Below are 25,928 nucleotides of genomic sequence, written 5' to 3'. Positions count from 1 at the left end.
ATCCGCCTCCGGCACGGCGGCTCCGGTGCGCGACGTGCGGGCCTGTGGCCGCCACGCCGACTCACCCCTGGGGTCGCGTGCTCGGCGTGTCGCGCCGACGAGGATGTGGCGATCCTGGCAGGTGACGCCAGCGATGCCGCATCGCTCGCACCCGGGATCAGGACCGGGTGGCGGCGTAGGCGCGGGCCTCGTCCTGACGGCGCTGTTCGGCGCCCGTGGCGATCGGGGCCCCGATCCACGACTCCGGGATGCCGAAGGCGTCGACGAGCGCGCGGGCGTGGGGGCGCAGTTCCCGGCACAGGCGGTTGACCTCGGCCGTGATCGCCTTCGACCGCGCCGCCGAGATGCGACCGTGCTCGAGGAACCAGCCCTTGTCCTCCTCGATCAGCGACAGGGCGTAGAGGTCGCACACCTTCGCCAGGAGCGCCCGCGCGGACGGGTCGACGCAGGTGTCGATCCCGCGCACGAACGCGTCGAGCACCAGCCCGTCGAGGTGCGCGCGGGCCGCGCGCAGGAGGTGGTCCTGCGCGCTGTTGAAGATCGCGAACTGGCGCTCGGGCGAGATGCCCTTCTCGCGTGCCGGGCGCAGGCGCCGCACGAGCCCGTCGAGGGTGTGCTCCTCGCGGTCGTCGAGGAGCTTGACCTGCCACGACCGGTCGCGCACGTCCTCCTCGTCACGGCCGGGCGCCACGGCGCGCAGGCGCTCGGCGAGCTGACGCAGCGACGTGCGCTCGGCGACGGTGTCGAGCACCTGGTCGGCGACGAACCGCACGGTGCCGAGGGTGTCGAGGTGGCCGAAGTCGTCGGCGTACCCCGAGATCAGCCCCTTGGCGACGAGCTGGAGCAGGACGGTGTTGTCGCCCTCGAAGGTCGTGAAGACGTCGGTGTCCGCGCGCAGGGTGCCCAGCCGGTTCTCCGACAGGTAGCCCTGCCCGCCGCACGCCTCGCGGCAGGCCTGGATCGTCGCTGTGGCGTGCCAGGTCGAGAGCGCCTTGGTGCCCGCCGCCCGCGACTCGAGCTCGCGCTGGCGCTTCTCGCTGGGACCGCTGTCGTCGCCGCTCTCTCGTGCGGTCTGGATGTCGTGGAGCACCTCGACGAGCTCGTTCTGCGCGAACCGCATCGCGTAGGTGCGCGCGAGCCCCGGCAGCAGTTTGCGCTGGTGGGCGAGGTAGTCGAGGACGACGATCTCCTCGTCGCTCCCCGGCCCGGCGAACTGCCGGCGCGCCTCGCCGTACCGGATCGCGATCGTCTGGGCCAGCGACGCCGCCCCCACGGCGCTGCCCGAGACGCTGACCCGCCCGCGCACGAGCGCGCCCAGCATCGTGAAGAAGCGGCGGTTCTCGCTCTCGATCGAGCTGGAGTACGTGCCGTCCTCGGCGACCGTGCCGTAGCGGTCGAGCAGGTTCTCGCGGGGTACGCGCACGCCGTGGAACGACAGGCGCCCGTTGTCGACGCCGTTGAGGCCCTCCTTGTGCCCGTCGTCGAGGATCTCGACGCCCGGCAGCACCTCGCCGTCGTCGCTGCGCAACGGGACCAGCACCGCGTGGACCCCGTGCCGCTGTCGCTCTTCATCCGGCCGACCGGAGTACAGCTGCACGAACACCGCCGCCATCCGACCGTCTCGCGCGGCGTTGCCGATGTAGTCCTTCCGCGCCGACTCGGTCGGGGTGTCGATGACGAACTCGCCGGTCGCCGTGTCGTAGGTCGCCGTCGTGTGCACCGACTGCACGTCCGACCCGTGGCCGGTCTCGGTCATCGCGAAGCAGCCCGGCAGCGACAGGTCCATCACCCCGGGCAGATAGCGCCGGCGCTGCTCGGAGTTGCCCAGCGCCTGGATCGCGCCGCCGAACAGGCCCCACTGGACGCCGCTCTTCACCTGCAGCGACAGGTCGGCGTAGGCCAGCATCTCGAACGAGACCACCGACCCGCCGATGTCGCCGCGCCCGCCGACCGCGACGGGGAAACCGTGCCGGGCGTGCCCCTCGTCGGCCAGGCGGGCGAGCATCTCCCAGACCGCGGCCCGGTAGGACTCGACGTCGGTGGCGGGGTCGACGCGCAGGTGGGCGAAGTCGTCGCGGGCGCGGATCTCGTCGCGCAGCGCGTGCCAACGGCCGTCGAGGGTCCGCTGGACGGCGGCGACGGTGGCTGAACTGACAGGGGTGACGTCGGTGGACGGGCGGGTGCTCACAGGGTCCTCGCAGAAGGCGGTAAGTGATCACCGAGTGCCCCGTCAGGAGGCCGACGACGCGGCCGACGGCGTGACGGTGCGCGACAGACCCGACCAGGCGAGGTCCGCGAGCTGGCCCGCGAGGACCTCGCGCTCGAGATCCGGGCGGGCGGCCAGCCACTGGTCACCCGCGGCGCGGACCATGCCGACGAGGGCGTGGCCCCAGGTCTGGGCCGGCGCGGCGTCGCGGTTCTGACGGCGCAGCTCGGTGGAGATGATCTCCGCGATGTGGTCGCCGATGACCGTGCAGAGGTCGCTGACGGGGTCTTCGCCCTCGGGGCGGTCGAGCTTCGGGGGGCGCATGACGTAGCGGTAGACCTCGGGATCGGCCTCGATGAGCCCGAGGTAGGCGTCGATGCCGGACACCAGCGTCCGGCGGGGGTTCTCGGTGGCGTCCCGCATGGCACTCTGGAGCTGGCCGACGAGCACGGCCGCCACCCAGTCGCACACGGCGAGGTAGAGGTCGTTCTTGTCGGCGAAGTGCCGGTACACCACGGTCTTGCTGGTGCGTGCCTGCGCCGCGACCTGGCTCATGCCGACCTCGGCGCCGTGCGCACGGATGGCCACGATCGTGGCCGCGGTGAGCTCCTGGCGCCGGGCGCGACGATGCTCGTCCCACCGGCTGGAGCGCCGGTCGCGCCGGGGGCGGGATCCGTCACGCTCGCTGTCACGCCCGGTCTCGAGGTGATGTGCGGAACGACGGCTCACGTTACCGACGGTACCTGATACTTTCGGGTAACTACGGCCGGACGGTCCGCGTCGCGCCGCCGTGACCGCCTCGAGCCTCAGGACAAACCGGAAACACCGGGAGGAATCGTGCCCTCCGCTCCATCCGCCCCGCGCCGTGCGGCGATCGTCGGCGCCAACCGCATCCCCTTCGCCCGCTCGAACGGGGCCTACGCCCGGGCGTCCAACCAGGACATGCTCACCGCCGCGCTGGACGGGCTCGTCGCGCGGTTCGGGCTGGCCGGCGAGCGCCTCGGCGAGGTCGTGTCCGGCGCGGTGCTCAAGCACAGCCGCGACTTCAACCTCACCCGTGAGGCCGTGCTCGGCAGCCGCCTCGCGGCCGCGACGCCGACCTACGACCTCCAGCAGGCCTGTGGCACCAGCCTGCAGACCACGCTGCAGGTCGCCAACAAGATCGCCCTGGGCCAGATCGAGAGCGGCGTCGCCTCGGGCGTCGACACCACCAGCGACGCGCCGATCGAGGTCAACGACGACCTGCGCCGGGTGCTGCTCGCCGCCAACCGCGCGAAGTCCACCGCCGGCGTCCTCAAGGCGCTCGCCGGTCTGCGTCCCGGCCAGGTCGTCCCCGAGATCCCGGCCAACCGCGAGCCCCGCACCGGCATGGCGATGGGCGAGCACGCCGCCCAGACCGCCGCCGCGTGGGGCATCACGAGGGCCGCACAGGACGAGATCACGGTCGCGAGCCACCGCCACCTGGCCGCCGCCTACGACCGCGGCTTCTTCGACGACCTCATGACCCCGTTCCTCGGGCTCACCCGGGACGACAACCTGCGTGCCGACTCGACGCTCGAGGGCCTGGCGAAGCTCAAGCCGGTGTTCAGGCCGAAGGGCTACCCCGACACCGAGGCGACGATGACCGCGGCGAACTCCACGCCGCTCACCGACGGCGCCGCGACCGTCCTGCTCGCCAGCGACGAGTGGGCCGCCGAACGCAACCTGCCCGTGCTCGCGCACGTCGTCGACGCCGAGACCGCCGCCGTCGACTACGTGCACGGCGACGAGGGCCTGCTCATGGCGCCGACGTACGCGGTGCCGCGGCTGCTCGAGCGCCAGGGCCTCACGCTGCAGGACTTCGACTTCTACGAGTTCCACGAGGCCTTCGCCTCCACGATCCTCGCCACGTTCGCAGCGTGGGAGGACCCGAAGTTCTGCAAGGAGCGCCTCGGCCTCGACGGGCCGCTGGGCACCTTCGACAAGTCCAGGCTCAACGTCGCGGGGTCGTCGCTGGCCACCGGGCACCCCTTCGCGGCCACCGGCGCCCGCATCGTCCCGACCCTGGCGAAGCTGCTGCACGAGAAGTCGACCCAGGAAGGGTCTGACACGGTCCGGGGTCTGATCTCGATCTGCGCGGCCGGCGGCCAGGGCGTCGTCGCCATCCTGGAGGCCTGAGAGACATGTCCAACGACTGGTACTCCGACTTCGTCAACTCCGGGATCGGCAAGTCGATCGCCGGCACCGTCGGGCTGCCCCCGGTACCGCGGCTGCGCCGCTACGAGCCCGGCCAGCCGCTGCTGTCGGGCCCGGCGCTGCTCGGGACGGCGACGGCGAACGGGCGCGTCGCCAAGGTCGTGCGCTCGCTGCTGACCGACCTGGGCGTCGAGCTCCACGAGGACCCGCACGCCCCGGTCGGCGGAGGCAGCTCGTCGTCCAAGGTCGCCGCCGGGATCGTCGACGCCACGGGACTGTCGTCGCCGGCCGACCTCGCCGAGATCCAGGGCTTCCTCACCCCGGTGATGCGTCGCGTCGGGCCGTCGGGTCGGATCCTCGTGATCGGTGACGTGCCCGGGGAGGCGAGCGCGCCGTCGGTACGCGCCGCCCGCCGCGCCCTCGAGGGCCTCGTGCGCTCCGCGGCGAAGGAGGCGCGCTACGGCGCGACGGTCAACCTCGTCCACGTCGCCGACGGCGCCGAGAACGACCTCGAGTCGACGCTGAGGTTCTTCCTGTCCTCGCGCTCGGCGTTCGTCGACGGGCAGCGGCTCGAGGTGGGCACGGTGCCGGGGTATCGCGGCTCGCTGCCCCAAGGTGTCGACTGGGACAAGCCCCTCGCCGGGCGCACCGCCGTCGTCACCGGGGCCGCCCGCGGTATCGGCGCGACGGTCGCGAAGACCCTGCGCCGCGACGGCGCGACGGTGATCTGCGTCGACGTTCCCGCCGCGGGCGACGCGCTCGCGCGCACGGCCAACGACGTCGGCGGCAGCGCGCTGCAGCTCGACATCACCGCCGACCACGCGCCGGCGACGCTGCTCGACCACGCGAAGCGCCACGGCGGGCTCGACGTCGTGGTGCACAACGCCGGCATCACCCGCGACAAGCTGCTGGCCAACCAGGACCGCGACCGCTGGAACTCGGTCATCGACGTCAACCTGACCGCGCAGCTCGCGATCAACGATGCGCTGCTCACCTCCGAGGTCTTCCACCGCGGCGGACGCATCGTCACCGTGTCCTCGATGGCGGGAATCGCCGGCAACCGCGGCCAGACCGCGTACGGCGCCTCGAAGGCCGGCGTCATCGGGATGGTCGACGCGACGGCCCCGCTGCTGGTGGAGAAGGACGCGACGATCAACGCGGTCGCGCCGGGCTTCATCGAGACCGCGATGACCGCCGCCATGCCCGTCGGCACCCGCGAGGCCGGGCGGCGGCTGTCGTCGATGACCCAGGGCGGTCTGCCGATCGACGTCGCCGAGACGATCGCCTGGTTCGCCCAGGGCGCCTCGTACGCCGTCAACGGGCAGGTGCTGCGCGTCGACGGTCAGAACTACCTGGGGGCATAGGGATGCCCATCGAGACCCTCGACCGCTCGCCGACCCTCGGCGTCCTCTACGGGCGGGCGCTGCTCACGGCGCGCTCGGGCGGCACGACGCTGCCCGACCGTCGCCTCGAGCTCGCCGGCGTGCGCATCGACGCCGACGCGGTCGCCGACTACGACCAGGTGTGCGGGTTCGCCGTCGGCGGCGTCGTGCCGCCGACCTACCCGCACATGCTGGCGTTCCCGCTGCAGATGCGGCTGATGACCGACCGCGAGTTCCCGCTGCCCGCGCCGGGCATGGTGCACCTGCGCAACGTCATCACCCAGGTCCGCCCGCCGGAGGTCGGCGAGCCGCTGCGGGTCGCGGTGCACGCCGACCGGCTCGCCGCGCATCCCAAGGGCGCGCAGGTCGACCTCGTCACGGCGGTGACCGACGAGGACGGCGCGGAGATCTGGGGCTCGCGCAGCACCTATTTCGTGCGCGGGGCACCGGCGCCCGACGAGGAGTCCGCCGCGCCACCCGAACCGGACCCGCACGTCGGGCGGCTCCCGCACGCGGTCTGGACGATCCCCGGCGACATCGGCCGGCGCTACGGCGCGGTCTCCGGCGACGTGAACCCCATCCACGTCAACGGGCTCGCCGCGAAGGCGTTCGGGATGCCGGGCACCGTCGCGCACGGGATGTGGACCAAGGCCCGCGCGCTCGCGGCGCTCGCGGGTCGTCACGGTCCGGCGTTCACCGTCGACGTCGTGTTCAAGGCGCCGGTCCGCGCGCCGTCGAAGGCCTGGTTCCACACCGCGCGCGCCGACGGCGGCTGGGACGCGAAGCTGGTCAGCCCCAAGGGCCGCGACCACCTGCTCCTGACGCTGCGCGAGGCCTGAGCGCGCCGGCGTTTCGCAGCGAACGCGCTGTTCGCTGCTTCTATGCGTCCGAAGTCCGCGTTCACGTCGATGGCGCTGGTAGCCCGCGTCGGCGCGAACGGGGACTTTCGGCGCATAGAAGCAGCGAGATACCCGTTCGCTGCGATAACCCGGGACCCGCTACAGCGCGATCGTCTCGCCGCGCCCGACGACGTCGCCACGATCCGACCAGCCGCGCCGGTCCACCTCGCCCAGGAAGTCCGACAGCGGCGAGCGGAAGACGCCGTAGTCGTCGTGGTGGATGGGGGTCGCGCCGCGGGGCGCGCTGGTCTCGCGCACGTCCGCGCCCATCCGGCCGTCCGTGGTGACGACGAGCCCGCCCGGCGGGGTCGTCCCGCCGAGGTGCAGCACGGCGCGGTCGACCCTCGCCGACGTGCTCGCGGATCGCCGCGAGCTCATGCGCCGGCTCCGCCGCGCCGCGCGTCCCTCACGGCGACAGGACCACCTTGATGCACTCGTCCTGCTTCTTCTGGAAGATGTCGTACCCGTGCGGCGCCGACTCGAGCGGCAGGCGGTGGGTCCGCAGGTCGTGCACGCCGAGCGGGTCGTCGTCGGTGAGCAGCGGCAGAATCTCGGGGGTCCAGCGCTTCACGTGCGCCTGGCCCATCTGCAGCGAGATCCCCTTGTCGAAGATCTTCAGCATGTTGATCGGGTCGGCGGTGCCGCCGTAGACGCCCGAGAGCGAGACGACACCGGCGCGACGGACCGCGTCGACGGCGCCGACCAGCGCGGCGGTGCGGTCGACGCCGGCCACCTGCATCAGCGGCGCCGAGATCGCGTCCGGCAGCTTGTTGACGACCTTCTGCGCGAGCTCCGGGATCGCCGAGCCGCCGTGGGCCTCCATGCCGACCGCGTCGACGGCGGAGTCGGTGCCCCGGCCGTCGGTGAGGTCGCGGATGGCGGTGGTGACGTCGTCGACCGTGCTCGCGTCGACGACCTCGATGCCGTGCCGGCGGGCCATCGCGTTGCGCTCGGGCACGCTGTCGACGGCGATGACGCGGTAGCCGCGGTAGCGGGCGATCCGCGCGGCCATCTGCCCGATGGGGCCGAGCCCGAACACCGCGACGCTGCCGCCGTCGGGGATCCGCGCGTACTCGACGGCCTGCCACGCGGTGGGCAGCACGTCGGACAGGTAGAGGAAGCGCTCGTCGGCCGGGCCGTCGGGGACCTTGATCGGGCCGAACTGCGCCTGCGGCACCCGGAGGTACTCGGCCTGACCACCCGCGACCTGCCCGTAGAGCTTCGTGTAGCCGAACAGCGAGGCACCCATGCCCTGCTCGCGGTTCTGCGTGGTCTCGCACGCCGCGAACCACTGCCGCTCGCACATCCAGCAGTGGCCGCAGGAGATGTTGAAGGGGACGACGACGCGGTCGCCGGCCTTCAGGTCGCCGGTCTCCGAGCCGACCTCCTCGACGACGCCCATCGGCTCGTGACCGAGGATGTCGCCCTTGTCGAGGAACGGCCCGAGCACCTCGTAGAGGTGCAGGTCGGAGCCACAGATCGCTGTGCTCGTGACCTTGATGACGGCGTCGGTCGGCGCCTGGATCGTGGGGTCGGGGACGGTCTCGACGCGGACGTCGCCCGGTCCCTGCCATGTCAGTGCACGCATGCTTCGGGCTGCCCGACGATGTTCCGGCTCGAAACGGCGGGCGACGTCGGTCACGCAGCGCGCCTGTTCGATCACCGTTCACTCACCCGGTGCCCCGCCGCCTCCTCCCGGACCTACGGTCCCTGCGACCACCACGATCGGAGATACGGGAGTTCTCGTGCGCCTGCTGCCGCTCGCCGTGCACCGCCCCCACGGACGTCCCCACGTCACGTGCCGCTACCGGTGCAACGACGCCTGTGCGCGCGAGGCGCCCAACCCGACCGACGCCACGCCGTTCCGCGAGATCGCCGCCGCGGCCCTGAGCCGGCGCCGCGTGCTGCAGGCCGGCCTCGTCGCGGGGATGGCCGGGACGCTGGCCGCGTGCGGGGCCGGAGGCTCCGGGACCGGCGCCGCGCCGTCGGCCGGGGCGAGCACCCCGATGCCCTCGCCGTTCGGCTTCACCGCCGTCGCGCCCAACACCGAGGACGCCGTCCGCATCCCCGAGGGGTTCGACCAGCAGGTCGTGATCCGCTGGGGCGACCCGGTGCTACCCGGCGCGCCCGCGTTCGACCCGAACGCGCAGACCGCCGCCGCGCAGGCGCAGCAGTTCGGGTTCAACAACGACTTCCTCGCGCTGCTCGACGTGCCCGGCCGCCCCGGACGCGCGCTGCTCGTCGCCAACCACGAGTACTCGACCGAGCCGTTCATGATCCCGGGCTACGACCCGGACGCACCGACGCCCGAGCAGGTCGCGATCGGCATGGCGGCGCACGGGATGTCGGTCGTCGCCGTCGACCGCGACCCCGCGTCGGGGCGGCTGACCCCGGTGATGGACCCGGTCAACCGGCGGATCACCGCGAGCACCCCGATGACGCTCACCGGCCCGGCCGCCGGCGACGCGCTCGTGCGCACCACCGCCGACCCCGAGGGCCGCACCGTCCTGGGCACGCTGAACAACTGCGCGGGCGGCGTCACGCCCTGGCGCACGGTGCTCACCGGCGAGGAGAACGTCGACCAGTACTTCGCGAACGGCGAGACGGTGAACGACCCCGTCGTCCGAGCACAGCTCGCCCGCTACGGCATGGACGGCGGCGCCACCGAGCGGAGGTGGGAGGGCGTCGACGGGCGCTTCGACCTGGCCCGCGAGCCGAACGAGGCCCACCGCTTCGGCTGGGTCGTCGAGGTCGACCCCTTCGACCCGGCCTCCACCCCGCGCAAGCGCACCGCGCTCGGCCGGTTCAAGCACGAGGGCGCCAACGTGCACGTCGGCCCGACGGGCACGGTCGCGGCGTACATGGGTGACGACGAGCGGTTCGAGTACCTCTACAAGTTCGTCTCGTCACGCACCCACCGGGCGGGCGACACCCCGATCGATCGCGAGTCGAACGCTCGGCTGCTCGACGAGGGCACGCTGTTCGTCGCCCGCTTCGCCCCCGACGCGCCCGGCGGTGACCCCGGTGAACCCGGTGGCCCCGACGGCAGCGGCGAGTGGCTGCCGCTCGTGGAGTCGCTCGCCGACGGCACCGGGCGCTCGTTCGTCCCGTCGATGACCGCGGCGCAGGTGCTCGTCCACACCCGACTGGCCGCGGACACGGTCGGCGCGACCCCGATGGACCGGCCCGAGGACGTCGAGCCCCACCCGCGCACAGGCCGCGTGTACGCCGCGCTGACCAACAACGACGAGCGCGGGACGCCGGGCAAGCCGGGGGTCGACGGCGTCAACCCCCGGCCCGAGAACACCAACGGCCAGGTCCTCGAGCTCGCCGAGAGCGGCGACGACCCCGGCGCCCGGACCTTCGCCTGGTCGCTGCTGCTGGTGTGCGGCGACCCGGCCGCCGCCGACACCTACTTCGGCGGCTTCCCGAAGGACCAGGTCTCGCCGATCTCCTGCCCCGACAACGTCGCGTTCGACGCCGTCGGCAACCTGTGGATCTCGACCGACGGGAACGCGCTGGGCTCCAACGACGGGCTGTTCGCGGTGCCGCTGGAGGGCCCGCAGCGTGGCCGCGTGCAGCAGTTCCTGACGGTGCCGCGCGGGGCGGAGACGTGCGGGCCGGTGGTCGAGGACCGGCTGGCGCTGGTGGCGGTGCAGCACCCGGGCGAGTCGGACGACGGGAGCCTCGCCAACCCGATCTCGCACTGGCCCGACGGCGGGACGAGCATCGCCCGCCCCGCCGTCGTGTCGGTGTGGCGCGCCGACGGGGGCGCGCTCGTGCTGCCGGAGAGGCGCTGAAGGCTATGTGAGCACTTTCCCGGGCCATAGGCCCGGAAAGTGCTCACATGCACGTCGACAGCTTGACGATCATCTTCCCGGTGTTCTCGCCGCGGAGCATGCCGCGGAAGGCCTCGACGGCGTTGTCGATGCCCTCCGCGGTCGTCTCCGAGAACTTGACCTCGCCCTCGGCCACCCAGGGCGTGACCTCCTCGAGGAACGCGCCCATGCGGTCCCACGAGTCGGTGACGAGGAAGCCCTGGATCGACAGGCGCTTCTTGACGATCTGGAAGAGGTTCGACGGTCCGGGCGTCGGGTCGTCCGCCGTGTCGTTGTAGTGCGCGATCGCCCCGCAGGCGGCGACGCGGGCGTGGTCGTTGGCGCAGGCGATCGCGGCCTCGAGGTGGTCGGCGCCGACGTTGTCGAAATAGCAGTCCACGCCATCGGGCAGTGCCGCGCGCAGCTGGTCGACCACGGGCCCGTCCTTGTAGTTGAAGGCCGCGTCGTAGCCGAGCTCGTCGGTCAGCCAGCGGACCTTGTCGGCGCTGCCCGCGCTGCCGACGACGCGCGAGGCGCCCTTGAGCTTCGCGAGCTGCCCGACGAGGCTGCCGACCGCGCCGGCGGCACCGGAGACGAACACGGCGTCGCCCGCGCGGAACGCGGCCTTGTCGAGCAGGCCGACCCAGGCGGTGAGCCCGGGCATGCCGAGCACGCCGAGGTAGGCCGACGGGTCGACGCCCTCGGGTGCGGCGACCTTCTGGACCTGCTCGGCCGGCACCACGCCGTGGGTGCGCCAGGCGAGGTTGGCCACGACGAGGTCGCCGGCGGACAGGTCGTTGCTGGTGCTCGCGACGACCTCGCCGACCGCTCGCCCGTCCATGGGCTCGTCGAGCTGGAAGGGCGGGACGTAGCTCGGCACGTCGTTCATGCGCCCGCGCATGTAGGGGTCGACGGAGAAGTACCGGTTCGCGACGAGCACCTCGCCCTCGCCGGGGTCGGGGAGGTCGCGGTCGACCAGGGCGAAGTCGTCGGGGACGGGCATGCCCCGCGGGCGGCGGGCGAGGTGGACCTCACGGGCGACGGTGCTCATGTCCTTCGCGTGCCCGCGTGCGGGCGTGGTCATGCCGTGACGTGGGTAGCCCACCGTCCTGAGTGGGGCCGACTCATGGCCTGCGTCACGACTTGAGCCGCTCCCGCTCAGGAATGAATGATCCTCCTCCGTTGCTGACCAGGTCAGTGCCGGCACGACCAGCCGGCTCGAACTCTCGCTAGACCCACTGAGGAGCTACATGACCAGCGCCTTCGGGCCCGGTGGTCCCGGGTCCGGCCCGTTCGACGACTTCCTCGCCAGCTTCCTGGGCGGAGCGTCCCCGCGAGGCGTCCAGCGCATCGACATCACCCAGCTCATGACCGAGCCGGCTCGCCAGCTCGTCGGTGCCGCGGCCCAGCAGGCCGCCGAGCGGGGCAACAGCGACCTCGACGCGTGGCACCTGCTGCTCGTCGTCACGCAGGTGCCGCCGCTGCGCCAGCTCCTGGCCGGCGCGGGCGCCGACGTCGACGCGCTGCAACGGACCGCCGACGAGCAGCTGCCCCGGGGCGAGGCCCGCACCGAGCCGCCGTCCCTGACCCCGACGGCCAAGCGCACGCTGCTCGACGCGCACCAGATCTCCCGAGCCCTCGGCTCGAGCTACATCGGCCCCGAGCACATCGTGCTCGCGCTGGCCGCCAACAACGACAGCCCCGTCGGCCGCGCGCTCGGCCAGCAGGGCGTCAGCCCGCAGTCGCTGCAGCGCTCCGCGGCCTCCGGTGGGCAGAGTGCCCCCGGCGGCGGTCAGGGTGGCTCCGGCGGCGACAGCGACACCCCCACGGTCGACCAGTTCGGCGTCGACCTGACCGCGAAGGCCCAGGGCGGCGAGCTCGACCCGGTCGTCGGACGTGAGGACGAGGTCGACCAGACCATCGAGGTCCTCTCGCGTCGCACCAAGAACAACCCGGTCCTGATCGGCGAGGCGGGCGTCGGCAAGACCGCGGTGGTCGAGGGCATCGCCCAGCGCATCGTGTCCGGCGACGTCCCCGAGCAGCTCGAGGGCAAGCGCATCGTCCAGCTCGACCTGTCGGGCATGGTCGCGGGCACCCGCTACCGCGGTGACTTCGAGGATCGGATGACCAAGCTGGTCGCCGAGGTCCGCGAGCACTCCGACGAGCTGATCGTCTTCATCGACGAGCTGCACACCATGGTCGGCGCGGGCGGGTCGTCCGAGGGCGGCATGGACGCCGGCAACATCCTCAAGCCGGCCCTGGCCCGCGGCGAGCTGCACATCGTCGGCGCGACCACGCTCGACGAGTACCGCCAGTCGATCGAGAAGGACGCCGCCCTCGAGCGGCGCTTCCAGCCGGTGATGGTGCCGGAGCCCTCGATCGCCGACACGGTCGCGATCCTGCACGGACTGCGCGACCGTTACGAAGCGCACCACCAGGTGCGGTTCACCGACGAGGCGCTCACGGCGGCCGCCGAGCTGTCCGAGCGCTACGTCACCGACCGGTTCCTGCCCGACAAGGCCATCGACCTCGTCGACCAGGCCGGCGCGCGCAAGCGGCTGCAGGCCAAGGGCCCGCACACCGACTCGCGCGAGCTGGAGCGCAAGCTCGAGTCGCTGACCCGCGACAAGGACCAGGCCGTCGCCGACGAGGACTACGAGCGGGCCGGCGCCCTGCGTGACGAGATCGCGCAGACGCAGGCCCGGCTCGAGCAGGCCCGATCCGACCGGCGGTCGGGGCAGTCGGGCGTCCTCGAGGTGACCGTCGACGACATCGCCGAGATCGTCGCCCGCTCGACCGGCATCCCGGTCAGCCAGCTCACCGAGACCGAGCGGGACCGCCTGCTCAAGCTCGAGGAGCAGCTGCACGAGCGGGTCGTCGGCCAGGACGACGCGGTCACCGCGATCGCCGAGGCCGTCCGCCGCTCGCGGGCCGGCCTGGACGACCCGAACCGGCCGATCGGCAGCTTCCTGTTCCTCGGCCCGACCGGCGTCGGCAAGACCGAGCTGGCCAAGGCCCTCGCGGCGACGATGTTCGGCGACGAGGACCGCATGGTCCGCGTCGACATGAGCGAGTACTCCGAGCGGCACACCGTCTCGCGGCTCATCGGGTCGCCCCCCGGCTACGTCGGGTACGGCGAGGCCGGTCAGCTCACCGAGGAGATCCGCCGCCGTCCGTACTCGGTCGTCCTGCTCGACGAGATGGAGAAGGCCCACCCCGACGTCTTCAACACGCTGCTGCAGGTGCTGGACGACGGGCGGCTCACCGACTCGCAGGGCCGCACGGTCGACTTCCGGAACACGGTGCTGATCATGACCAGTAACGTGGGCTCGGAGCTGATCACCACGAACACCCAGGCGCTCGGCTTCGCCGGGGCCTCGACCGACCCGGACAAGTCCCTGCAGGAGCGGCTGATGCCCAAGCTGCGGGAGTCGTTCCGGCCCGAGTTCCTCAACCGGATCGACGAGGTGATCGTCTTCAAGCGGCTCGACGAGGAGCAGCTGCGGCGGATCACCGACCTGATCCTCGACGAGACGCGTGAGCGCCTCGATGCGCAGGACATCGGGTTCGCGATCACCGAGGCGGCCGTCGACCGCCTGGCCGCGCTGGGCTTCCAACCCGAGTTCGGGGCCCGACCGCTGCGCCGGACCATCCAGCGCCAGGTCGGCAACCGGCTGTCGTCGATGCTGCTCGCCGACGAGCTGCACGGCGGCCAGACCGTCACGGTCGACGTGACGGACGGCGAGCTGACGTTCGGGGTCGCGTCGACCCCGACGGAGGCCCCGGTCGCCGCCGGCTGACCCGGGCTCGCCTGAACTGACCGAAGGGCCCCGTCGATCGATCTACTCGATCGACGGGGCCCTTCGCTCGTTTCCGGGTACCTCGCGGGCGACACCGTCCGCGAAGGAGGACCCCGTGAGCGCGTCCGTCGGCGACCGCATCCGCATGCACTCCAACACCACCGACGTCCCCGATCGCACCGGGACCGTCGTGGCGATCCTCGGCGAGGACGGGCCGCCCTACCGCGTCCGGTTCGACTCCGGCGAGGAGACGATCGTGTCGCCGGGCCCCGACGCCACGATCGAGGCCGGGTCGGTCGGCGACAAGTTCGGCCTGGCCGCCGAGCAGGCGGGCGACAAGGCCGCGGAGGTCGCCGAGGCCGCCCGCGACAAAGCCGAGGAGGCCGCGGGCAGCGCGGCCCGCGTCGTCTCCGAGCTCGCCGACGACGTGGCGAAACGCTTCGAGCGCTGAACCGCGCGCCCACGCAACGACCGGCGACCGCTCCCTGGCGGGAAGGGGCGCCGGTCGCTGCCCTGTCGGCGTGTCGCTCGGCGAGCGTGTGGCGATCCTGGCTTCAGATGCCAGCGATGCCGCATCGCTCGCACGCCGGTCAGGAGCCGGAGTGGCTGGTGCTCGAGGACGAGGTGCCGGAGCCCGTCCCCGAACCCGAGCCCGACCGGGCCTGCGAGGTCGTCGGGGTCTGGGTCTGGGTCTGGGTCTCGGTCTCCGGCGCTTCCGATCTCGACGGGCCTCGGACGATCCGGACCTCCCTACGATTCGTGGGTGCGGCTCCTACCCTGCAGGAGCGATCACCCGTCTGCCACTCTCGCCTCCCGACGATTAGTCACATAGAGTAGTCGCACTGACGGAGACCGACCCGCGGAGGACGACGACCGTGACCGAGCCCTGGGGACAGCCGCCACCACCCGGCCCGCCGCCCGGTCCTCCTCCGCCGCCTCCGCCACCTCCGCCGCCGGGCCCCCCGGTCGTCGAGCAGCACGTCCACCATCATCACCACGAGGAGGAGGACGGGTTCTTCGAGGAGCTCCTCGACCGCGACGACCACCACCGCCACCGCAGCAGCAGCCACCGCCCCCGCCACGGAGGAGGCGGCGGTGACGTCCTGCACCAGCGGATCCGGACGCGTTACGGGCGCACGATGGACGTCGGCGACGTCCTCGCGTGGCTCGACTACCGCGTCAACGAGCTCCACGCCGCCGTGCTGGAGGGCGAGCGTCACCCGTCGCGGGTCCCCGGCTCGCCGGTCCGGATGTCGGGGCTCGACGCGCTGCTCAACACCGACGCGACCGCGTTCCGCACGCTCACCGAGCTCGGCGCGCGCCTGGACCGGATCGAGGAGAAGCTCGACCGGCTCCTGGAGAGGGACGCGACTCCGTAGCGCTCAGCCCTCGATGGCTCTGTCGCTGTCCCCGCCCTCGATCTCGGGGGGCCTGCGATGGACCGACACCCCGCCCATCAGCGCGAGGCCCGTCACGCGCAGGCGGGGGCCGTCGGCGCGCTGAGGCGCCCCGGACCCGTCCTCGAACGCGCCCATGAAGCCGAAGCCGTCCTCGACCACCGTGGTGTCCGGGTCGACGGTCACGTCGATCCCGCCCATGATCGCGACGGCCTGGATCGTCACCTCGACGCCCGCGGCGATGCCACGCAGATCGATGGTCACCCCGCCCATGATCGCGATCGCACCGATCACGAGACCGGCCCCGTCGAGGCGCGCGTCGCGGAAGTACAGTTCCGCGCCGCCCCAGAAGGCGATCACGCGGTGGGTGTGCCCGGGCGTCCAGTCGCCGCGCTTCGTCACCCCGGACAGCACGGCCACCGACGTCGTCGACGACGGGCGGTCGAGCGGGCCCGGTGGCCGGCGCACCGGGGCGGCCGGGGCGGCCGGGGGCGACGTGCCGTTCTCCGCCGGCTGCAGGTCGGCGGTGACGGGCACGAGGTCGCGGCGGTACACGGCCGCGTAGACGTCGCGCAGCCGCTCGTCGCCCTCGACGATCGTGAGGCGCCCGTCGGAGACGGCCTGGCGCACGACCTCGGCCACCTGCTCGCGCTCGGCGTCGGAGGCCCGCATCGGAGGCGGCGCCGGGTTCACTGCCGGGCTGCGGTCGGGGTCCGGTTGCTCCTGCCCGGGCTCGCTCATGGCCGGGAGGATAGGCCGACCCCCGGATCGGCGGGAGCGCGATCACCGGACGCCGGACCGGCCGGCAGGTCGACGGTGAACCGGGTCGCCCCCGGCACACTGGCGATCGAGAGCCGCCCGCCGTGCTCGGCGACGACCGCAGAGACGATCGACAGGCCCAGGCCCGTGCTGCCGGTCGTGCGGGCGCGCCCGGTGTCGCCGCGGGCGAAGCGCTCGGCGACGTGCGGCAGCAGGTCGGGCGGAATGCCGGGACCGTCGTCGGCGACGTCGAGCCGCACGACCGATCCGTCGTCCGCCGCGCGCAGCCCGACGGTCACGAGCGTGCCGGGCGGGGTGTGCGTGCGGGCGTTGGCGAGCAGGTTGGCGACGACCTGGTGCAACCGCTCCGGATCGCCCACGACCTCGAGCGCCGGTGGATCCTCCTCGTCGCCCCCGCCCGGCAGGTCCAGCGACCAGCGGTGCCCGGGCTCGGCGACGTGCGCGTCGGTGACGGCGTCGATCACGAGCCGGGTCAGGTCGACGGGCTCGCGGGCCAGTGGGCGCCCGGCGTCGAGGCGGGCGAGGAGCAGCAGGTCCTCCACCAGCGCGGTCATGCGCTGCGTCTGCGACCCCATGCGCTCGAGCAGCCCGGCGACCTCGGGCGGCAGGTCGTCGGTGCGCCGCGCGGCCAGCTCGTTGTAGCCGCGGATCGCGGCGAGCGGGGTGCGCAGCTCGTGGCTCGCGTCGGCGACGAACCGCCGCAGTCGGGTCTCGCTGTCCTGCCGGGCGGCCAGCGCGGCACCGACGTGCCCGAGCATCCGGTTGAGTGCGGCCCCGACCTGGCCGACCTCGGAGCGCGGGTCGGCGTCGGCGTCGGGCACCCGCTCGGCCAGCTCGACCTCGCCCGAGGACAGCGGCAGCTCCGAGACCCGGCGCGCGGTCGCCGACACGCGGTGCAGCGGGCGCAGCGTCAGGCGGGTGGTGAACGCGGCGGCGGCCCCGGCCAGCACGACGCCGATCCCGAAGATGATCGCCTCGCGGAGCACCAGCTCGCCGACGGTGTTCTCGAGGGCGTTCGTGGACAGGCCGACCACGGTCACCGTGCCGCCGTCGCCCTGCGCGGCCGCGAAGCGGAAGCTGCCCAGGCCGTCGAGGTGCAGCGTGTGGGGCGGCTGCCCCGGCGAGGTCGCGATCGCCGGCGCGGCCTGGTCGAAGGGCACCGGGGTGCTCGCCCCCGGGCGCCCGAGCAGCACCGCGCTGACGATGCGGCCGTCGTCGACGGTCACCTCGAGGGTGTTCGCGGGGCGGTCGGGGCCGCCGCCGACGAAGCCGCCGCCGGCGTCGGGGGGCGGCGGGCGGCGGTCGGGGTCGCCCTGCGGCGGGTTGCTGCGGAAGCGCGCGATCTCGGTGACCTGGCCGTCGAGCTGGCGGTAGAGGTAGCCGCGCAGCGAGAGCGCCGCCCCCGCCCCGACGACGAGGAACACCACCGTCAGGAGCAGGACCGTCGACACGACGAGCCGGTTCTGCAGCGACGGCACCCACGACCTCGCGGTGATCACTCCGCCGCCGGTTTGAGCACGTAGCCGGCCCCACGCACGGTGTGGATCATCGGCGCGCGGCCCGCGTCGATCTTCTTGCGCAAGTAGGAGATGTAGAGCTCGACGATGTTCGACTGCCCGCCGAAGTCGTAGTTCCAGACGCGGTCGAGGATCTGGGCCTTCGACAGCACGCGCCGCGGGTTGCGCAGGAGGAAGCGCAGCAGCTCGAACTCGGTCGCGGTCAGCTCGACCGGCTCGCCACCGCGGGTGACCTCGTGGCTGTCCTCGTCGAGGGTCAGGTCGCCCACGGCCAGTGTCGCGTCCCCGCGCACCGCCGTCGCCACCGCCGCGCGCCGCAGCAGACCGCGCAGACGTGCGACGACCTCCTCGAGACTGAACGGCTTGGTCACGTAGTCGTCGCCACCGGCGGTGATGCCCGCGACCCGGTCCTCGACCGCGTCGCGGGCGGTGAGGAACAGGACCGGGACCTCGGGGCTGTCGGCGCGCAGCCGACGCAGCACCTCGAAGCCGTCGATGTCGGGCAGCATCACGTCGAGCACGACCACGTCGGGACGGAAGTCGCGTCCCTGCTTCACCGCGCCCAGGCCGTCACCCGCGCTGCGCACGTCCCAGCCCTCGTAGCGCAGCGCCATCGAGAGCAGCTCGGCGAGCGTCGGCTCGTCGTCGACGACGAGCGCGCGCACCGGTGTGCCGTCGGGTCGGCGCAGGTCGGCGCGTGTCGCGGCGTTCATCGGTCGAGCTCCCCCATCGGCGTGCTCCCCCTGATGCTCCGTCTCCCGGCCTCCATGGCGCTCAGCCTCGCAGCCGACCGTCGGCCCCGGCTGGGTGGTTGCTGTGTGCGAGCTGTGCGCGCGACCCCGACCCGTCGGCAGCGTCCCCACCGCCCCGTGGTGGGGTCACACGACAGAAATCCGCGGTAGCTTGCCTACCATTTCGGCTACGCGCGGGGAGGCAGCCCCAGCGCGGCGCTCAGGTCGGCGACGGTGTGGTCGCGGTGCGCGTCCATGAGACCGACCACTGCCTCGGTGTCCCCACGGCGCAGCGCGCTGATCATCTTGCGGTGTTCGCGCACCACCCGGGCGCGGCCGCCGGAGTCGTAGAGGTGCACCGTCCGGTAGGGCTCGCTGCGCCGCCAGAGCCGGTCGATCTCGTCGACGACGAGGTCGAGACCCGAGAGCCGGAACAGGGCGAAGTGGAAGGCCTGGTTGGCCGCGACGATGCCGGCGACGTCGACCCTGTCGACCTGCTCGGCGATCGCCTCGTTGAGGGTCGTGAGCTCGCGTAGCTGAGCGGCGGTGAGCCGCGGGAGGGCGCGTACCAGCGATGCGGCATCGCTGGCACTGGACGCCAGGATCGCCACACGCTCGGATCCGCGACACGCCGTCGCCGTGGACGTGCTGAGAACGGAGAAGTGATGGGCAGCATCGGGCTCGAGATCACCGACGGCGTCGCCGTGCTGACCGTCGACGCGCCGGACGTCCGCAACGCGCTGACCCCCGCGATGGGCCGCGAGCTGGCCGACGCGTGCGACACCGTCGACGCCGACCGCTCCGTCGGCGCGGCCGTCGTCCGCGGCGCGGGCGGTACGTTCTGCTCGGGCGCCGACCGGCGGACCTGGAACCCCGGCGCCGACCAGGCCGAGGACGGCGCGTTCCGCGACACCGGCGCGGTCTACGGGGCGTTCCGGCGTGTCGGCACCCTCGCCGTCCCGACGATCGCGGCGGTCCGGGGCGCGGCGGTCGGCGCGGGCATCAACCTCATGCTCGCCACCGACCTGCGGGTCGTCGCCCGCGACGCGCGTCTGCTCGCCGGATTCCTCAAGATCGGCCTGCATCCCGGCGGCGGCTTCTTCACGATCGCCGCGCGCACCGCCGGGCGCGAGGCGACCGCGGCCATGGGCCTGTTCGGCGAGGAGATCGACGGCACCCGGGCCGCGGCGCTCGGCCTGGCGTGGCGCGCCGTCGCGGACGAGGACGTCGAGGACACCGCGGTGGCCGTCGCGGCCGTGCCGGCGCAGGATCCCGACCTGGCTCGCGAGGCCGCGCGCTCGTTCCGCATCGAGACCGGGCCGCCGGGCCTGCCCTGGGACGTCGCGGTGGAGTTCGAGCGCGCCACGCAGATGTGGAGCCAGCGCCGGAGGGGAACCCGGTGATCTTCGACCCGACCCCGCTCTCCGCCGACGAGGAGAAGCTGCGCACCGAGGTGCGGACGTTCCTCGCCGAGGCCCTCCCGGCGGACTTCCGGCCCGGTCTGGGGCTCGGCGGCCGCCACGACCCGGAGTTCACGCGCACGCTCGCCCGGCGCGGCTGGGTCGGCATGTCGATCCCCGCCGAGTACGGCGGCGCGGGCGCGAGCACGGTGCGTCGGTTCGTCGTGATCGAGGAGCTCCTGGCCGCGGGTGCCCCGATCGCCGCGCACTGGATCGCCGAGCGCCAGTCCGCGCCCGCCTTCCTGCGCTTCGGCACCGAGGAGCAGCGGCGGTGGTTCCTCCCGCGGATCGCGGCCGGCGAGTGCTGGTTCTCGCTCGGGATGAGCGAGCCCGACGCCGGCTCGGACCTCGCGTCGGTCTGCACCGCGGCGACCCCCGTCGAGGGCGGGTGGCGGGTCTCGGGCACCAAGATGTGGACCACCAACGCCCACCTCAACCACTTCGCCGCGATGCTGTGCCGCACCACGCCGCGGGCCGAGGCCGGCGACCGTCACGCCGGGCTCTCGCAGCTCATCGTCGACCTGTCCGACGAGAACGTGCACGTCTCCCCGATCCCGCTCATCGACGGCGAGGAGCACGTGAACGAGGTCGTGCTCGACGGCGTGTTCGTCCCCGACGAGCGCGTGCTCGGCGAGATCGGGCAGGGCTGGGCGCAGGTCACCGCCGAGCTCGCGCACGAGCGCTCGGGCCCCGACCGCTACCTCTCGATCCTCGGCCTCTACCGGGCATTCCTCGACGGGCACGGGCGCGCCCCCGACGACGTCCGCGCCGCCGCGATCGGGCGGATCGGCGCGCAGCTCTGGACGATCCGCCAGCTGTCCCTCGCCGTCGCGCGCTCGCTGGACCAGGGCGGGGTGCCGGCCGTGGAGGCGTCCCTGGTCAAGGACATCGGCACGACGTTCGAGCAACAGGTCGTCGAGACGCTCCGCGACGCGGCGGGCGGCGAGATCGACCCGGGAGGCCCGACGATGTTCCAGAAGCTCCTCGCGGAGAGCATGCTCAACGCCCCGACCTGGACGCTGCGCGGCGGCACCACCGAGGTGCTGCGCGGGATCGCGGCCAAGGCGCTGACGCGGAGTGCACGATGAGCGCCGCGTCGGATCTGAGCGAGGTCCGCGACGCCGTCGCCGATCTGCTCGCCGACCGCGTCACCCCCGCGGTCCTCGAGGCCGCCGAGCGCGACGGCTGGGCCGCCGGGGTGTGGGAGCCCCTGCACGCGGGCGGGTTCACGACGGTCGGTGTCCCCGAGGCCGCCAGGGGTGCCGGCGGCTCGGTCGCCGAGGCGTGTGCGGTGCTCGAGGCCGCCGGCGCCGGCAGTGCGCCCGTCCCCGTCGCCGAGACCGGACTGCTCGCCGGCCGCCTGCTCGCGTCGGCGAGCCTCGAGCTGCCCGACGGCCCGCTGAGCACCGCCGCGAGCACCGTCGCACTGCGCCGCGGCACGCTCGTCGGGCGGCTGGAGCGGGTCGCCTGGGCGTCGGCCACGTCCCGCCTCGTCGTCCTCGCCGACGACCCGACCCACGGCGCCGCCGGCGGCACTGCTGTCGCCGTCGTCGATCCCGCGGCCTGCACGATCACGCCGGGCCACAACCTCGCCGGCGAGCCGCGGGAGACGGTCGTCCTCGAGGGGGTGGTCCCCGAGGCGTTGGGTCCGGCCCCGGCCGACGCCCGCGAGACGCTCGCCCGGCGCGGGGCCCTCGCCCGTGCCGCGCAGATCGCGGGCGCCGCGCGTCGGGTCCTCGAGGTGACCGTCGCCTACACCGGCGAGCGCGTGCAGTTCGGGCGCCCGGTGTCGCGGTTCCCGGCCGTCGCCGACCACCTCGTCCGCATCGCCGAGCAGGCCGAGATGGCGGCGATGGCGTCGCGCTCGGCGGCCGTCGGCGCGGGCCCGGACGGCGAGCCGGCCGAGCTCGACGTCGCCGCCGCGGCCGCGGTCGCATCGGAGGCGGCCGGCCTCGTCGCGGCCGCCGCGCACCAGGCCTGCGGCGCGATGGGCGTGACCCGCGAGTTCGCGCTCGGCGTGCTGACCCGGCGGCTCTGGTCGTGGCGCGACGAGTGGGGCGGCGAGCGGGCGTGGTCGACGCGCCTGGGCCACACTCTCGCGGCGGGCGGCCCGGAGGAGCTGTGGCCGACGCTGTCGCGAGGGCGGCGGCCCGCAGCGGAGCGGAGCTGACGCCGCTGACGAGGAGGAGCTGACGGTGCGCACGGAGAACGGACTCGTCGTCGAGGTCGCCGATCGGGTCGCCACGGTGACCCTGGACCGGCCCGAGCGGCTCAACGCCCTGTCGACCGGGCTCCAGCGCGACATCGTCGCCGCGTTCGACGGTTTCGTCGACGACCCGGACGTCTGGGTCGTCGTGCTCACCGGCGCCGGCGAGAAGGCGTTCTGCGCCGGCGTGGACCTGCGCGAGATCCGCGAGAACGACGGCGCGAGCGACAAGGGTCTGCGTCCCATGGGCGGGGCGTCCCGCAACGTCTTCGAGACCGTGCTCGAGTGCACGAAGCCGACGATCGCCGCGATCAACGGCTGGGCCCTCGGCGGTGGCTTCGAGCTCGCGCTGGCCTGCGACGTGCGCCTGGCCGCCGACCACGCCCGCGTCGGCCTCCCCGAGGCCAAGCGGGGCATGGGCGCGAACTTCGGCGCCCACCTCGTCGCCCGCATGCTCCCGCCCGGTATCGCCTACGAACTGCTCTACACGGGCGACGACCTCCCCGCCGCGGATGCCGCCCGCTGGGGCCTGGTCAACCGGGTGGTGCCCGCCGTCGAGCTCGCGAGCGATGCGGCATCGCTGGCATCGCGGATCGCCGCCAACGCCCCGCTGACCGTGCGCCGGTACAAGGCCGCGCTGGGCAAGGGGAGCTCGCTGCCGCTGTCGGCGGCGCTGCGCCTCGACGTCGGCCCGGATCCCTACACGAGCGAGGACCGCGTCGAGGGCGTCGCGGCGTTCGTCGAGAAGCGCGACCCGGTCTGGCGAGCCCGCTGACCCCTGTGACGCGTGCGACGGACACGTCAGCGTCCCCGACCCGCGCGCCCGCCCGAGCCTGCTCGACCGCCTCGTCCCGGTCGGTATCGGCCTGCTCATCCCCGGCGCGCTGAAGGAGGTCCAGGGGCTCAGCGGGATCGTCGCGACCTCGGGTCTCGACGGGACGCTCGCGCGGATGACCGCGCCCGTCGACATCCCCTCGCACGGCACGCAACGCGCCGGGTTCCTCGGCCGCGACGACGTCGGGACGCCGATGGCGCGCACCGACGTGGCGGCGTTCCTCGTGGGCCAGCTCACCGACGAGCGCTTCGTCGGTGCCGCGCCGGCAATCAGCAACTGACCGCCACCCAGCCCCGCGTTCCGAGCGGAGGGCACCTCCGGTCGCATAGACGAGCGAGGGGCGCCCCTCGCCGGAATACGGCCCCGTCCGAACCGCGAACGCTCCGATCACCGCGGCGTGCTCAGCGCGCTCAGACCTCCGCGCCCGTGTAGAACGCGACCGTGCGGTCGGCGCGGGCCTCGGCGTCGCCGCGGTCCTCCAGGCCGGACGCGACGCTCGCCTCCGCCCACGCCCGCCCGGCCGCGGCCATGAACACCCGTCCCTCGTCGGACGCCGACCACTCCTCGGCCCGGTCGGGCGTGATCCCGGAGCCGGTGAGGTGCGCCGCGAGCCCCAGCAGGCCCAGGTCCCACCCGATGCCGGCGGCGCCGGGGCCGTAGGTGCGCCAGTGGTCGTCGTCGACGTGTGCGATGTGGGTGAGCGTGAACCGGGCGCCGTCGGCACCGTCCGGGTCGACGCGCACCTCGATCCAGCTCACCCCGCCGCCGAACTCCCAGGTCGCGTCGAACCCGCGAGGCGGGTCGCAGGCGGTGACGGTGCCGCCGGCGTTGCCCTCGAGCTGGTAGCGCCCGCCGAGACGCAGCTCGCCGGTGATCGGCAGGAACCAGCGGGCGATCCGGTCGGGCTCGGTGCACGCGGACCAGAGGTCGGCGACGTCGGTGGGGAACGCGCGGCTCACGGTGACGACCGCCGCCTCCCCGGCCTCGAGGGTGCGGGAGCCGACGGTGCGGCGCGCGGCGGTGATCGCGTGCTGGATGTCCACGAATATCAGTATTCAATGATATAAGTCGGAACTCAAGAATGCTTCCAGGATGCGGTCGGACGCCAGGGCCGGGGTGAGCTCGCCGGCCTCGACCTCGCGCTCCAGCTCGGCGCGCAGGTCCTTGACCTTCGGATGGTCCTTCAACCGGCCCAGCAGGCGGTCGCGCACCATCTGCCAGGTCCAGTCGACCTGCTGGCGGGCGCGCTTCTCGGCCAGCCCGCCCTCGGACTCGAGGTGCCCCTGGTGGCGCACGAGCGCCGACCACACGTCGTCGAGCCCGGTCTTCTCGGCGGCGCTGCAGGTCAGCACCGGCACCTTCCAGGTCTCCCGCTCCCCCCGCAGCATCGCGAGCGCCTGCTCCAGCTCCCGGGCCGCGCGCTTGGCCTCGCGCGCGTGCGGCCCGTCCGCCTTGTTCACCGCGATCACGTCGGCGATCTCGAGAATGCCGCGCTTGATGCCCTGCAGGGAGTCGCCGGTGCGCGCCAGCGTCAGGAAGAGGAACGAGTCGACCATCTGCGCGACGGTCGTCTCGGACTGCCCGACACCGACGGTCTCGACGATGACGACGTCGTAGCCCGCCGCCTCCATCACGACCATCGTCTCGCGGGTGGCCTTGGCGACCCCGCCGAGCGTCCCAGCCGTCGGCGAGGGCCGGATGAACGCGCCGTCGTCGGTGGCGAGCTCGTTCATGCGGGTCTTGTCGCCCAGGATGGAACCGCCCGATCGCGTGGACGAAGGGTCCACGGCGAGCACGGCCACCGTCGAGCCGGCGGCGGTCAGCGTCGACCCGAGCGCGCCGATGAAGGTCGACTTCCCGACCCCGGGCACCCCCGAGATCCCGATCCGCCGCGCCCCGCCCGCGTGCGGGAGCAGTTCGACGAGCAGCTCCTGGGCGGCCTCGCGGTGGTCGGGACGCGTGGACTCGACGAGCGTGATCGCGCGCCCGATCCAGAGCCGCGAGCCCGACCGGACGCCCTCGACGTACTTCGGCAGGTCGATGTCGCTCATCGCCGCGCTCCTCTCACCGCGTCAGGAATCGGCACGCAGCACCGCCACGGAGTAGGCCTCGAGGCGTCGATCGGCCGTCACCAGCGTCAACCCCTCGTGCCGCGCCTGCGCCACCAGCATCCGGTCGAACGGGTCCCGGTGCAGGAGAGGTAGCTCCCGGATGGCCCGCGCGTGCTCCGGCCGGACGGGGAGGAGGTCGAATCCTCGTTCGGCCGCAGCATCGCCGAGATCCTCGCCGAGGACGAGCTTGCCCGTCGCTTCCTTGACCGCGGCCTCCCACAGCGACACGGCGGAGACGACGACGGTGTTCGCCGGGTCGACGATGCGGACTCTCGCGGCAGGGGCCAGCTCATCGGAGTCGCCGACGGACCAGATGAGGGCGTGGGTGTCGAGCAGGAGCCTCACCGCTCGAGCCCGGCGGGGTCGTCCGCGCCGTAGAACAGATCGGCGATCTCCTCGTCGCCGTCGGACCAGTGACCGGTGTAGTAGATCGTGCCTTCGTATCCACCGAGTCTGCGTGGCTCAGACTCCGCCCCCCTCTGCGACGGCACCAGCCGCGCGACCGGCCGCCCGTTGCGGGCGATGACGATCTCCTCGCCCGCCTCGACGCGTTCGAGCAGCCTCGAGAGCTGCGTCTTCGCCTCGTAGACGTTCACCTGATCGGCCACGAC

At 73.3% G+C, this 25,928-nt stretch carries 25 protein-coding genes; 12 read left to right on the top strand and 13 right to left on the bottom strand.

The window, feature by feature from the left end:
• Nucleotides 1-157 precede the first annotated feature (157 nt).
• Nucleotides 158-2,188 (bottom strand): acyl-CoA dehydrogenase family protein, encoded by a 2,031-nt coding sequence (locus AC2A1K_RS14580; protein WP_483897020.1) that lies wholly within the window; start codon nt 2,186-2,188, stop codon nt 158-160.
• A 42-nt stretch (nt 2,189-2,230) separates the two neighbouring features.
• Nucleotides 2,231-2,935: a TetR family transcriptional regulator gene (locus AC2A1K_RS14575; protein WP_483897019.1), complete on the bottom strand. Its 705-nt coding sequence runs from the start codon at nt 2,933-2,935 to the stop codon at nt 2,231-2,233.
• 108 nt (nt 2,936-3,043) lie between these two features.
• Between AC2A1K_RS14575 and AC2A1K_RS14570 the strand changes: the two genes are divergently transcribed.
• From AC2A1K_RS14570 to AC2A1K_RS14560, 3 genes are read left to right on the top strand one after another with little or no spacing between them, the layout of a single operon-like run.
• Nucleotides 3,044-4,363, top strand: a complete 1,320-nt coding sequence (locus tag AC2A1K_RS14570) for an acetyl-CoA C-acetyltransferase (RefSeq protein ID WP_483897018.1) — start codon at nt 3,044-3,046, stop codon at nt 4,361-4,363.
• Between the two features lie 5 nt (nt 4,364-4,368).
• The gene (locus AC2A1K_RS14565; protein ID WP_483897017.1) at nt 4,369-5,745 is read left to right on the top strand and encodes a 3-oxoacyl-ACP reductase; all 1,377 of its coding nucleotides are present in this window, start codon (nt 4,369-4,371) and stop codon (nt 5,743-5,745) included.
• Between the two features lie 2 nt (nt 5,746-5,747).
• Complete coding sequence (locus AC2A1K_RS14560) at nt 5,748-6,602, top strand: MaoC/PaaZ C-terminal domain-containing protein (protein WP_483897016.1); 855 nt, start codon at nt 5,748-5,750, stop codon at nt 6,600-6,602.
• 159 nt (nt 6,603-6,761) lie between these two features.
• Here the strand turns inward: AC2A1K_RS14560 and AC2A1K_RS14555 are convergent, their stop codons facing one another.
• Entirely contained in the window at nt 6,762-7,040 is a 279-nt protein-coding gene (locus AC2A1K_RS14555; protein ID WP_483897015.1) for a hypothetical protein, read from the bottom strand.
• Between the two features lie 28 nt (nt 7,041-7,068).
• Nucleotides 7,069-8,250, bottom strand: coding sequence for a zinc-dependent alcohol dehydrogenase (locus tag AC2A1K_RS14550; RefSeq protein ID WP_483897014.1), 1,182 nt, complete (start codon nt 8,248-8,250; stop codon nt 7,069-7,071).
• Nucleotides 8,251-8,407: 157 nt separating this feature from the next.
• On the opposite strand from AC2A1K_RS14550, the gene AC2A1K_RS14545 reads away from it, so the two are divergent.
• Nucleotides 8,408-10,462, top strand: coding sequence for a PhoX family protein (locus AC2A1K_RS14545; protein WP_483897013.1), 2,055 nt, complete (start codon nt 8,408-8,410; stop codon nt 10,460-10,462).
• 43 nt (nt 10,463-10,505) lie between these two features.
• On the opposite strand, the gene AC2A1K_RS14540 is transcribed toward AC2A1K_RS14545, so the two are convergent.
• On the bottom strand, nt 10,506-11,564 hold the full coding sequence (locus tag AC2A1K_RS14540) for an NADP-dependent oxidoreductase (protein ID WP_483897012.1): 1,059 nt from the start codon (nt 11,562-11,564) through the stop codon (nt 10,506-10,508).
• A gap of 166 nt (nt 11,565-11,730) precedes the next feature.
• On the opposite strand from AC2A1K_RS14540, the gene AC2A1K_RS14535 reads away from it, so the two are divergent.
• The 3 genes from AC2A1K_RS14535 (at nt 11,731) to AC2A1K_RS14525 (ending at nt 15,659) form a co-directional block, all read left to right on the top strand.
• A complete protein-coding gene (locus AC2A1K_RS14535; RefSeq protein ID WP_483897011.1) occupies nt 11,731-14,280 on the top strand; it encodes an ATP-dependent Clp protease ATP-binding subunit in 2,550 nt (849 codons plus the stop codon).
• A 115-nt stretch (nt 14,281-14,395) separates the two neighbouring features.
• Nucleotides 14,396-14,731, top strand: a complete 336-nt coding sequence (locus AC2A1K_RS14530) for a DUF1918 domain-containing protein (RefSeq protein WP_483897010.1) — start codon at nt 14,396-14,398, stop codon at nt 14,729-14,731.
• Nucleotides 14,732-15,155: 424 nt separating this feature from the next.
• On the top strand, nt 15,156-15,659 hold the full coding sequence (locus tag AC2A1K_RS14525) for a hypothetical protein (protein WP_483897009.1): 504 nt from the start codon (nt 15,156-15,158) through the stop codon (nt 15,657-15,659).
• A 3-nt stretch (nt 15,660-15,662) separates the two neighbouring features.
• Here the strand turns inward: AC2A1K_RS14525 and AC2A1K_RS14520 are convergent, their stop codons facing one another.
• From AC2A1K_RS14520 to AC2A1K_RS14505, 4 genes are all read right to left on the bottom strand, one after another.
• A complete protein-coding gene (locus tag AC2A1K_RS14520) occupies nt 15,663-16,418 on the bottom strand; it encodes a DUF1707 SHOCT-like domain-containing protein (protein ID WP_483897008.1) in 756 nt (251 codons plus the stop codon).
• Complete coding sequence (locus AC2A1K_RS14515) at nt 16,415-17,935, bottom strand: sensor histidine kinase (RefSeq protein ID WP_483897007.1); 1,521 nt, start codon at nt 17,933-17,935, stop codon at nt 16,415-16,417. The genes AC2A1K_RS14520 and AC2A1K_RS14515 overlap by 4 nt, the downstream gene beginning before the upstream one ends.
• 17 nt (nt 17,936-17,952) lie before the next feature.
• Nucleotides 17,953-18,687 carry a response regulator transcription factor gene (locus tag AC2A1K_RS14510; protein WP_483897006.1) on the bottom strand — a complete coding sequence of 245 codons (735 nt, stop codon included), beginning with the start codon at nt 18,685-18,687 and terminating at the stop codon, nt 17,953-17,955.
• A 206-nt stretch (nt 18,688-18,893) separates the two neighbouring features.
• Nucleotides 18,894-19,316 (bottom strand): GntR family transcriptional regulator, encoded by a 423-nt coding sequence (locus tag AC2A1K_RS14505; RefSeq protein ID WP_483897005.1) that lies wholly within the window; start codon nt 19,314-19,316, stop codon nt 18,894-18,896.
• A gap of 54 nt (nt 19,317-19,370) precedes the next feature.
• On the opposite strand from AC2A1K_RS14505, the gene AC2A1K_RS14500 reads away from it, so the two are divergent.
• The 5 genes from AC2A1K_RS14500 to AC2A1K_RS14480 all read left to right on the top strand — a co-directional run bounded on the left by AC2A1K_RS14500 (nt 19,371) and on the right by AC2A1K_RS14480 (nt 23,486).
• Complete coding sequence (locus AC2A1K_RS14500; RefSeq protein WP_483897004.1) at nt 19,371-20,108, top strand: enoyl-CoA hydratase-related protein; 738 nt, start codon at nt 19,371-19,373, stop codon at nt 20,106-20,108.
• Nucleotides 20,105-21,253: an acyl-CoA dehydrogenase family protein gene (locus AC2A1K_RS14495; protein ID WP_483897003.1), complete on the top strand. Its 1,149-nt coding sequence runs from the start codon at nt 20,105-20,107 to the stop codon at nt 21,251-21,253. The genes AC2A1K_RS14500 and AC2A1K_RS14495 overlap by 4 nt, the downstream gene beginning before the upstream one ends.
• Nucleotides 21,250-22,335: an acyl-CoA dehydrogenase family protein gene (locus AC2A1K_RS14490; RefSeq protein ID WP_483897002.1), complete on the top strand. Its 1,086-nt coding sequence runs from the start codon at nt 21,250-21,252 to the stop codon at nt 22,333-22,335. The genes AC2A1K_RS14495 and AC2A1K_RS14490 overlap by 4 nt, the downstream gene beginning before the upstream one ends.
• Before the next feature lie 25 nt (nt 22,336-22,360).
• Complete coding sequence (locus tag AC2A1K_RS14485; protein WP_483897001.1) at nt 22,361-23,146, top strand: enoyl-CoA hydratase/isomerase family protein; 786 nt, start codon at nt 22,361-22,363, stop codon at nt 23,144-23,146.
• Between the two features lie 175 nt (nt 23,147-23,321).
• Complete coding sequence (locus tag AC2A1K_RS14480) at nt 23,322-23,486, top strand: hypothetical protein (RefSeq protein ID WP_483897000.1); 165 nt, start codon at nt 23,322-23,324, stop codon at nt 23,484-23,486.
• A gap of 130 nt (nt 23,487-23,616) precedes the next feature.
• Here the strand turns inward: AC2A1K_RS14480 and AC2A1K_RS14475 are convergent, their stop codons facing one another.
• The 4 genes from AC2A1K_RS14475 to AC2A1K_RS14460 are packed head-to-tail and all read right to left on the bottom strand — an operon-like array spanning nt 23,617 to nt 25,925.
• Complete coding sequence (locus tag AC2A1K_RS14475; protein WP_483896999.1) at nt 23,617-24,249, bottom strand: SRPBCC family protein; 633 nt, start codon at nt 24,247-24,249, stop codon at nt 23,617-23,619.
• Nucleotides 24,250-24,261: 12 nt separating this feature from the next.
• Complete coding sequence (gene meaB, locus AC2A1K_RS14470) at nt 24,262-25,257, bottom strand: methylmalonyl Co-A mutase-associated GTPase MeaB (protein WP_483896998.1); 996 nt, start codon at nt 25,255-25,257, stop codon at nt 24,262-24,264.
• Nucleotides 25,258-25,278: 21 nt separating this feature from the next.
• The gene (locus AC2A1K_RS14465) at nt 25,279-25,662 is read right to left on the bottom strand and encodes a type II toxin-antitoxin system VapC family toxin (protein WP_483896997.1); all 384 of its coding nucleotides are present in this window, start codon (nt 25,660-25,662) and stop codon (nt 25,279-25,281) included.
• Nucleotides 25,659-25,925 carry a type II toxin-antitoxin system Phd/YefM family antitoxin gene (locus tag AC2A1K_RS14460; RefSeq protein WP_483896996.1) on the bottom strand — a complete coding sequence of 89 codons (267 nt, stop codon included), beginning with the start codon at nt 25,923-25,925 and terminating at the stop codon, nt 25,659-25,661. The genes AC2A1K_RS14465 and AC2A1K_RS14460 overlap by 4 nt, the downstream gene beginning before the upstream one ends.
• Nucleotides 25,926-25,928: the final 3 nt, after the last annotated feature.

The organism is Actinomycetospora sp. 2LY8.5 (assembly GCF_057180585.1).
This window is presented reverse-complemented; position numbering and strand designations above follow the sequence as displayed.